Consider the following 8,550-nt stretch of genomic DNA (forward strand, 5'->3'; position numbering starts at 1 on the left):
CGCAACTAAATCCCGCTATCCGCAACTAAATCTCCCCATATACGCCAGTATTCCATCGAGAACGCAAAAATCCGCCTGCCAACGGGGGCAAGCGGACCAACATCTATTAACCGATAGAACCTTCCATCTCGAACTTGATGAGACGGTTCATTTCGACTGCATATTCCATTGGTAATTCCTTCGTGAATGGCTCGATGAAGCCCATTACGATCATTTCTGTTGCTTCTTGTTGTGAGATACCACGGCTCATCAAGTAGAAGAGTTGCTCTTCAGATACTTTAGAAACCTTGGCTTCATGCTCAAGAGAAATGTTGTCGTTTAGGATTTCGTTGTATGGAATCGTATCAGAAGTTGACTGATTATCCATAATCAATGTATCACATTCAATATTTGCACGGGCGCCATCTGCTTTACGTCCAAAGTGAACTTGGCCACGATAGGTTACTTTACCGCCATGCTTAGAAATCGATTTTGAAACAATCGTTGAAGACGTATTTGGAGCTAAGTGAATCATCTTTGCTCCAGCGTCCTGGTGCTGACCTTTACCTGCAATCGCAATCGATAATGTCATACCACGAGCACCTTCACCTTTAAGAATAACGGCTGGGTATTTCATCGTTAATTTTGAACCGATGTTACCATCAATCCATTCCATTGTCGCATTCGCTTCACAAACAGCACGTTTTGTAACTAAGTTAAAGACGTTGTTTGCCCAGTTTTGAATGGTTGTGTAACGGCAATATGCATCCTTTTTAATAACAATCTCAACTACTGCACTATGAAGTGAGTTCGTTGTATAAACGGGTGCTGTACATCCTTCTACATAATGAACATGTGCGCCTTCATCAACAATAATTAACGTACGCTCAAATTGTCCCATGTTTTCAGAGTTAATTCGGAAATACGCCTGCAACGGTGTATCTACTTTAATTCCTTTAGGAACATAGATAAATGAACCACCAGACCAAACAGCTGAGTTTAATGCGGCAAACTTGTTATCTGTTGGTGGAATCGTTTTTCCAAAGTGTTCACGGAAGATATCTTCATTCTCTCTTAGAGCAGAATCAGTATCTTTAAAAACGATACCCAAATCTTCAAGTTCTACCTTCATGTTATGATAGACTACCTCAGATTCGTATTGAGCAGATACACCAGCAAGATACTTTTGCTCTGCTTCAGGAATTCCAAGCTTGTCAAATGTTGCTTTAATTTCTTCAGGAACTTCATCCCAAGATTTTTCCGATTTCTCAGAAGGTTTTACATAATAAGTGATTTCGTCAAAGTTTAACGGAGCTAAATCTCCGCCCCATTGCGGCATCGGCATTTTGTAAAATTGCTCTAGAGACTTTAAGCGGAAGTCAAGCATCCATTGAGGTTCATTTTTTAAATTTGAAATCTCTTTAACAATATCAGCTGTTAAACCACGTTTAGAACGGAATATGGAAACGTCCTTATCGGCAAAACCGTATTTATAATCACCGATTTCCGGCATTTTTTTTGCCATCGTCAAGTTCCTCCATTTCATAAACAAAAAGGGATAGTCCCTTTTTGTTCTATTGTTGTTCCTCTTCCTTCAATCCTTTTTCCATAGCCTTCCATGCTAACGTAGCACATTTAATACGGGCTGGAAATTTGGAGACACCTTGAAGTGCCTCAATATCACCTAGATCTACATTATCATCATATTCTTTACCTTGAATCATATCGGAAAAAATCTTCGAAAGCTTGATTGCCTCTTCTATACTTTTCCCTTTAATTGCTTGAGTCATCATTGAAGCGGATGACATCGAGATAGAACAGCCTTCACCCTCAAAACGTACGTCCTGGACAATCCCGTCTTCAACCTTAAAGGTCAGCTGAATTCGGTCGCCACAAGTAGGGTTATTCATATTGATGGTATGACTGCCATCCTCTAACAGCCCACGGTTACGCGGTTTTTTATAATGATCCATAATCACTTGACGGTAGAGTGCATCTAAATTAGAAGACATCGCTGAAATACTCCTTTGTTTTAACAAGTCCTTCAACTAGCTTATCAATATCGTCTTCTGTGTTGTATAAATAAAAGCTTGCACGAGCAGTTGCTGACGCCTTCAGCCATTTCATTAACGGCTGTGCACAATGATGTCCGGCACGGACCGCAATTCCTTCCGCATCAAGAACTGTAGCAACATCATGCGGATGTACATCAGAAATATTAAAAGTAACGAGTCCCGCACGTTTAGCAGCGTCTAATGGTCCATAAATCGTCATTCCAGGAACAGAAGACATTTTATCCAATGCGTAAGCAGCCAGCTTATGCTCATGTTCGGCAATATTGTCTAAGCCAATTTCATTTAAAAAGTCAATCGCAGCTCCAAGACCGATTGCGCCTGCAATAATCGGAGTTCCGGCCTCAAACTTCCATGGAAGCTCTTTCCAGGTTGATTCCTGTAAGTGAACAAAATCAATCATCTCTCCACCGAATTCAACTGGCTCCATATTTTCCAACAAATGCTTTTTACCGTATAGTACCCCAATACCGGTAGGTGCACACATTTTATGTCCAGAAAAAGCTAGGAAATCACAATCTAAATCTTGAACATCTATTTCCATATGTGGCGCACTTTGCGCACCATCCACAACCATAATTGCCCCATTGTCATGGGCAATTTTTGCAATTTCCTTAACCGGATTAATGACACCAAGGACATTAGATACCTGCATAACGGAAACAACACGTGTATTCGGTGTTACCGTAGCCTGAACATCAGGAAGTGAAATCGTCCCATCTTCTTGAAGCGGGATATATTTCAGCGTTGCTCCAGTTCGTCTGGCTACCTGCTGCCAAGGAATGATATTGCTATGGTGTTCCATATACGTAATAACAATTTCATCCCCCGCCTTTAAAAACGCTTGCGCATAGCTTGCTGCTACGGTATTTAAAGAAGTGGTTGTACCTCTTGTAAAAATAACCTCTTGTGTTGATTTAGCATTAATAAACTTACGAACCTTTTCCCTTGCCCCTTCATAGGCATCAGTTGCACGTGTTCCGAGCGTATGAACACCACGATGGACATTAGAATTGATTTCTTTATAATATTTTTCCACAGTCTCAATTACCTGGATAGGCTTTTGCGATGTTGCAGAGCTATCAAGATAGACAAGTGGTTTGCCATTTACTTCTTGATCTAAAATAGGAAATTGACGACGAATATCCTGGACATTCATTATCGTACTTTCCTTTCAATGACAGCCGTTAGCTGCTTTTTAACTCCTTCAATTGGCAGTTGGTTAACTACCGGAGCAAGGAAGCCATGAATAACCAATCGTTCTGCTTCTTTTTTCGGAATTCCCCGGCTCATTAAATAGTAAAGTTGAACAGGATCAACACGTCCAACGGAAGCAGCGTGACCAGCTGTTACATCATCTTCATCAATAAGAAGAATTGGGTTGGCATCCCCACGTGCTTTTTCACTCAACATCAGCACACGTGATTCCTGCACTGCATTTGATTTTGATGCACCATGCAGGATATGACCAATCCCATTAAATATAGAAGAAGCACTGTCCTTCATCACACCATGTTTTAAAATATAGCCTTCAGTGTTTTTGCCATAGTGAACAACCTTTGTTGTAAAGTTTTGTGTCTGTTCGCCACGTCCCACAACAACAGTCTTAGTATCACCATAAGCACCATCACCCATAAGGTTGGTTGTATTTTCTGAAATCGTATTACCCTCATTCATTAATCCTAGTGCCCATTCAATTTTCGCGTCTCTGCCTGCTGACCCACGACGGTTAACATAGGTTGTAATCCCTTTAGCAAGAGTATCAACAGCGCCATATTGAACTTTAGCGCCAGCCTTTGCGATTACTTCGGTTACAATATTGAAAACACTATTAGCATTTTCGACTGTTGAAAGATAGTTTTCTACATACGTAACGGAACTATTATCATCTGCAACCACTAGTACATGATTGATCAGATTTGTATCAACATCATCATGTAAATAAATAGCCTGAATAGGTTCAGCGATTTCCACATTTTTAGGAATGTATAAGAAAGCACCACCATTTAATAATGCTGCATGTAATGCAGTCAAACGGTGTTCATCTGTTTTAATTGCATCTACCATAAGATATTTTTGAACCAATTCGCTATGCTCACGAACAGCAGTAAAAATATCTGTAAAAATAACACCTTTCTCCTTTAAATCTTCCGTTAAAGAAAGATATGCAGGAGTTTGGTTACGTTGAATATATAAATTTTTAGGCACTCCATCCACACCGACTAACGTTTTTACTTCTTCCGGAAGCTCCGTTAGTGAGGTGAAGGGCTGACTAGTTACAGTATGTGTATCAAATTGTGTGAAATTCCATTTGTCAATCTTCGTTTTATCAGGTCTTGGCATTGGCAGGGTTTCGCTCTGCTCTAATGCAGTTAAACGTAATTCCTCCATCCAAGCGGGCTCGTTCATTTCTTTTGAAAACGAACGAACAAAATCTTTATCAAATGATAAATTCGTTTCTGTTGTCATGATTATCCTCCTAACGCTGACTCTTACGCTTCTTGCCCAACTGTTTCATCTTCAATTCCGAGTTCTTGCTTGATCCAGTCATATCCTTCTGCTTCTAAGCGTTGTGCTAGTTCCGGTCCGCCTGATTTCACAATACGGCCCTGCATCATAACGTGCACATAGTCAGGAGTGATATAATCTAAAAGACGTTGATAGTGTGTAATAACTAAACAGCCAAACTCTTCTCCACGCATTTGATTAATTCCCTTTGAAACAACCTTTAGAGCATCAATATCTAAACCTGAGTCAATTTCATCTAAAATGGCAATCTTTGGCTCAAGCATCATCAACTGCAGGATTTCATTACGTTTTTTCTCTCCGCCAGAGAATCCCTCATTTAAATAGCGCTGTGCCATATCAAGGTCCATCTCGAGGTATTCCATTTGCTTATCCATTTTACGAATGAATTTCATTAAGGAAATTTCATTTCCTTCGCCAAGACGGCTATTTAAAGCAGACCGTAAGAAATCAGCGTTTGTTACCCCGTTAATTTCACTTGGATATTGCATAGCTAAAAATAGGCCGGCACGTGCACGCTCATCTACTTCCATTTCAAGGACATTTTGCTCATCTAATGTAATATTTCCACTAGTCACTTCATATTTTGGGTGACCCATGATTGCAGAAGATAAAGTTGATTTTCCCGTTCCGTTTGGTCCCATAATCGCGTGGATTTCTCCACCTTTTATTTCAAGGTTTACACCTTTTAAAATTTCTTTCCCATCAATTTCTACATGTAAATCTTTGATCGTTAATGTTGATCCAGCCATATATATACCTCCGCAAAGATAATTTTGTCTTTTGTAGCCAAAATCACTTGGCCCAAAGAATCTATTCTCACTTTATTCTCATTACAATCTTATAACAAATAGAATGTGTTAGCAACTCTTAAATAGTAATAACTTTTATGATATGTAAAAGATTTTATTTTCACTCGCCACAATCCAAATGAGAATGAATTAGTAAATAAGATGTATTTGCAAGATAATAATCCAGAAAATTAAAAATAGTGACCATCTTATAATCTCACACATATGAATAAAATCATATCGTATTTTTATCTAATTTGCCAAGTTATCAGCTATAATATTTACAACCTATTTTTTCCAATGCAAGCTGTTTCATGTATAGGTAACTTACATAATAAACGGAAGAAAGCCAGTGAGTTGAATTTCACTGGCTTTCCGTCTTTCTTCTATATAATTCTTACTCAGCTGCCGTTACAGCACCTTTGTATTTTTCAAGAATGAAGTCTTGGATTTCCTTTGACTTAAGGACTTCAACAAGTGCCTTAATTTCTTCACGGTCTTTATCCTCTGAACGAACAACTACAAGGTTTGCTGGAACAACATCATCACCTTCAAAGGCAATTCCATACTTTCCGATGTCTACATTGCCTTCTAATGCGTAGTTTGTATTAATAACCACCGCATCACCTTCACCACTTTCGAATGAAGTAGCTAATAATTTTGCTTCGATCAACGTTGAGAAATCAAGGTTCTTTGGATTGTCAATGATATCCTCAACTCTTGCATTTGCGCCAACGCCTTCTTTAAGCTTAATTAATCCTTCTTTTTCAAAAATCGGTAAAATACGGCCATGGTCACTTAGTGAATCGCTCATAATAATCTTTGCACCGTTTGGAAGGTCCTTCAAGCTTTTATATTCTTTAGAATAAATGCCGATAGGTTCTTTATGAATTTCCCCAACACTTACAAAATCAAAATCTTTATTTTCTTTCATTTGTAAGGCTAAGTAGCCTGGTGTTTGAAAGTAGTTTGCATCAAGATCTTTGTCCCTTAACGTTACGTTTGGAAGTATATAGTCTTGAAAAACCTGTACCTGTAAATCAATGCCTTTTTCCTTTAATAATGGCTTCGCTGCGTCTAGAACTTCAGCATGTGGTACAGCAGATGCACCAACAACTAATTTCTTGTTACCATCTTTATCTGCGGAATTGTCTTTTCCACCACCGCACGCTGTTAATGTGATTGCTAAAATAGCTAATACGATAAAACTAATTAATTTTTTCATCTTTTTACTCTCCTCCAGTTATCGTTTATCTGTTTTCTTTGTAAAATAATCACCAATAAATTGGATAATAAATACCAATATTAATATCGCAATGGTTGCAACTAGCGTAACAGCGGGTCTGTTGCGCTGAAAACCTTCTAGGTAGGCAAAATGCCCAAGCCCGCCGGCTCCAATGACCCCAGCCATTGCAGTAAAGCCGACTAGCGAAATAGCTGTGACGGTAATCCCAGAAATTAATGCCGGCAAGGATTCCGGTATTAACACTTTAAAAATCAGGTGACCATGTGTTGCCCCCATCGATTGCGATGCCTCAATTACACCTTTATCTATTTCCCTAAGAGCGATTTCTACCATTCGTGCATAAAAAGGAGCTGCACCAATAATTAGCGCCGGCAGCGCCGCATTTGCACCAAGGATTGTCCCAAGCAATAATTTTGTAAACGGAATTAGTAAAATGATTAAGATAATAAACGGGATGGATCTGAAAATATTTACAAAGCTTCCAATGATGACATTTACAGTCCGATTCGCCCATAAATTCCCTTCAGCCGTTAAAAATAACAGCAGGCCGAGAAGCAACCCTAAAACAAATGTAGCAAACACGGAAATGGAAGTCATATAAATCGTTTCACGTGTTGCCTCCAATAATTTTTCCCACTGCACCATTACCAAAGCGTCAGCCATTACTAATCACCTCCACTCCGACATGCTGTGAATGAATATAATCAATGGCTTTCTGAATCTCATTAGCTTCCCCATCCATGTGGATAAACAATGTTCCATATGATCCGTGTTGCGTGTGCGAAATTTTTCCTTGAAGAATATTTACAATCACATCGAATTCTCGGATGATGTTTGTGATTAATGGCTGTTCTGTTGATTCTCCTACGAACGAAAGTTGCACCACTTTTCCTTGTGGATAAAGCTCAAGTAGATGTCCAATGGTTTCTTTCGTTTCTTCTGGTTCCGTAACCTGCTGGACAAATCGTTTTGTAATCGGCTGCTGCGGATTTTTAAACACATCCAAAACTGAACCAAGTTCGACAATTTTACCACTTTCCATCACTGCAACCCGGTGGCAGATTTTTCGAATAACATGCATTTCATGTGTAATTAGAACAATCGTTAAACCTAGGCGTTTATTGATATCCACTAGCAATTCCAAAATAGAATCTGTTGTTTGTGGGTCAAGAGCGGATGTTGCTTCATCACAAAGGAGAACTTTTGGGTTATTGGCAAGTGCTCTGGCAATACCAACCCGCTGCTTTTGTCCACCGCTAAGCTGTGATGGATAAGCATTTTCTCTTCCTTCAAGACCTACCAACTTAACTAACTCAGCAACCCTTTTCTTTCTTTGTGGTCCGGTTACTCCAGCAATCTCTAAAGGAAAAGCGATATTTTCACTAACGGTCCTCGACCAAAGCAAGTTAAAATGCTGAAAGATCATACTAATTTCTTGCCGGGCTTTCCTTAGCTCACTGCCCCTGATCTTTGAAATAACCCGTCCCGCTACCGTTACAGATCCCTCTGTCGGGAGCTCCAAGCCATTTAGCATTCGGATTAAGGTACTTTTTCCTGCGCCACTATAGCCGATCACTCCAAAAATTTCTCCGTCTTTGATTTCTAAGCTCACATCATCGACTGCTTTAAGCTGACCTTGTTTTGAAGGAAAAACTTTACCTACATCTTTAATAGAAATCATTTCATCACCTACTTCTCATCCAAATAAAATAATAATGGCAATATAACTGTTTTGTTATAGGGTTTGACTGTTTTCAAAAAAACATTCTTATAGTAAGGCTCTTTTCTTACACTTTATTGATTTTGTAACAAAAATTAATGATTGTGCTAGTTTTTGTTGAAGATAGCATAAATTTATAAGAAAAGAGCTTGCAAACTAAGTTCAAAAGCACAAAATAACTATTTTCACGTTAAAATCGGCTTTAAGATTTTAACA

8 protein-coding genes are annotated in these 8,550 nt (G+C 39.0%); all 8 read right to left on the reverse strand.

Going from position 1 to position 8,550, the window contains the following annotated elements; genetic code table 11:
* Window positions 1–106: 106 nt before the first annotated feature.
* Window positions 107–1,504: a Fe-S cluster assembly protein SufB gene (gene sufB, locus V7124_RS09510; RefSeq protein WP_335420137.1), complete on the reverse strand. Its 1,398-nt coding sequence runs from the start codon at window positions 1,502–1,504 to the stop codon at window positions 107–109.
* Between the two features lie 49 nt (window positions 1,505–1,553).
* Entirely contained in the window at window positions 1,554–1,991 is a 438-nt protein-coding gene (gene sufU, locus V7124_RS09515) for a Fe-S cluster assembly sulfur transfer protein SufU (RefSeq protein WP_335420140.1), read from the reverse strand.
* The gene (locus V7124_RS09520) at window positions 1,981–3,210 is read right to left on the reverse strand and encodes a cysteine desulfurase (RefSeq protein WP_335488444.1); all 1,230 of its coding nucleotides are present in this window, start codon (window positions 3,208–3,210) and stop codon (window positions 1,981–1,983) included. Before V7124_RS09520 ends, sufU begins: the two co-directional genes overlap by 11 nt.
* Entirely contained in the window at window positions 3,210–4,520 is a 1,311-nt protein-coding gene (gene sufD / locus V7124_RS09525) for a Fe-S cluster assembly protein SufD (protein WP_335488448.1), read from the reverse strand. Before sufD ends, V7124_RS09520 begins: the two co-directional genes overlap by 1 nt.
* Before the next feature lie 23 nt (window positions 4,521–4,543).
* Window positions 4,544–5,329, reverse strand: a complete 786-nt coding sequence (sufC, locus tag V7124_RS09530; protein WP_335420150.1) for a Fe-S cluster assembly ATPase SufC — start codon at window positions 5,327–5,329, stop codon at window positions 4,544–4,546.
* 436 nt (window positions 5,330–5,765) lie between these two features.
* A complete protein-coding gene (locus V7124_RS09535; protein WP_335488451.1) occupies window positions 5,766–6,593 on the reverse strand; it encodes a MetQ/NlpA family ABC transporter substrate-binding protein in 828 nt (275 codons plus the stop codon).
* Between the two features lie 18 nt (window positions 6,594–6,611).
* Window positions 6,612–7,277, reverse strand: a complete 666-nt coding sequence (locus tag V7124_RS09540) for a methionine ABC transporter permease (protein WP_335488453.1) — start codon at window positions 7,275–7,277, stop codon at window positions 6,612–6,614.
* Complete coding sequence (locus tag V7124_RS09545) at window positions 7,270–8,295, reverse strand: methionine ABC transporter ATP-binding protein (protein WP_335420160.1); 1,026 nt, start codon at window positions 8,293–8,295, stop codon at window positions 7,270–7,272. Before V7124_RS09545 ends, V7124_RS09540 begins: the two co-directional genes overlap by 8 nt.
* Window positions 8,296–8,550: the final 255 nt, after the last annotated feature.

The sequence above is a fragment of the Neobacillus niacini genome, from assembly GCF_036961885.1.
Classification (GTDB): domain Bacteria; phylum Bacillota; class Bacilli; order Bacillales; family Cytobacillaceae; genus Neobacillus; species Neobacillus niacini_H.

Excerpts from the sequence above, each read along its gene's own strand:
- sufB (WP_335420137.1), bottom strand. The coding sequence starts at position 1,504 with ATGGCAAAAAAAATGCCGGAAATCGGTGATTATAAATACGGTTTTGCC.
- sufU (WP_335420140.1), bottom strand. The coding sequence starts at position 1,991 with ATGTCTTCTAATTTAGATGCACTCTACCGTCAAGTGATTATGGATCAT.
- V7124_RS09520 (WP_335488444.1), bottom strand. The coding sequence starts at position 3,210 with ATGAATGTCCAGGATATTCGTCGTCAATTTCCTATTTTAGATCAAGAA.
- sufD (WP_335488448.1), bottom strand. The coding sequence starts at position 4,520 with ATGACAACAGAAACGAATTTATCATTTGATAAAGATTTTGTTCGTTCG.
- sufC (WP_335420150.1), bottom strand. The coding sequence starts at position 5,329 with ATGGCTGGATCAACATTAACGATCAAAGATTTACATGTAGAAATTGAT.
- V7124_RS09535 (WP_335488451.1), bottom strand. The coding sequence starts at position 6,593 with ATGAAAAAATTAATTAGTTTTATCGTATTAGCTATTTTAGCAATCACA.
- V7124_RS09540 (WP_335488453.1), bottom strand. The coding sequence starts at position 7,277 with ATGGCTGACGCTTTGGTAATGGTGCAGTGGGAAAAATTATTGGAGGCA.
- V7124_RS09545 (WP_335420160.1), bottom strand. The coding sequence starts at position 8,295 with ATGATTTCTATTAAAGATGTAGGTAAAGTTTTTCCTTCAAAACAAGGT.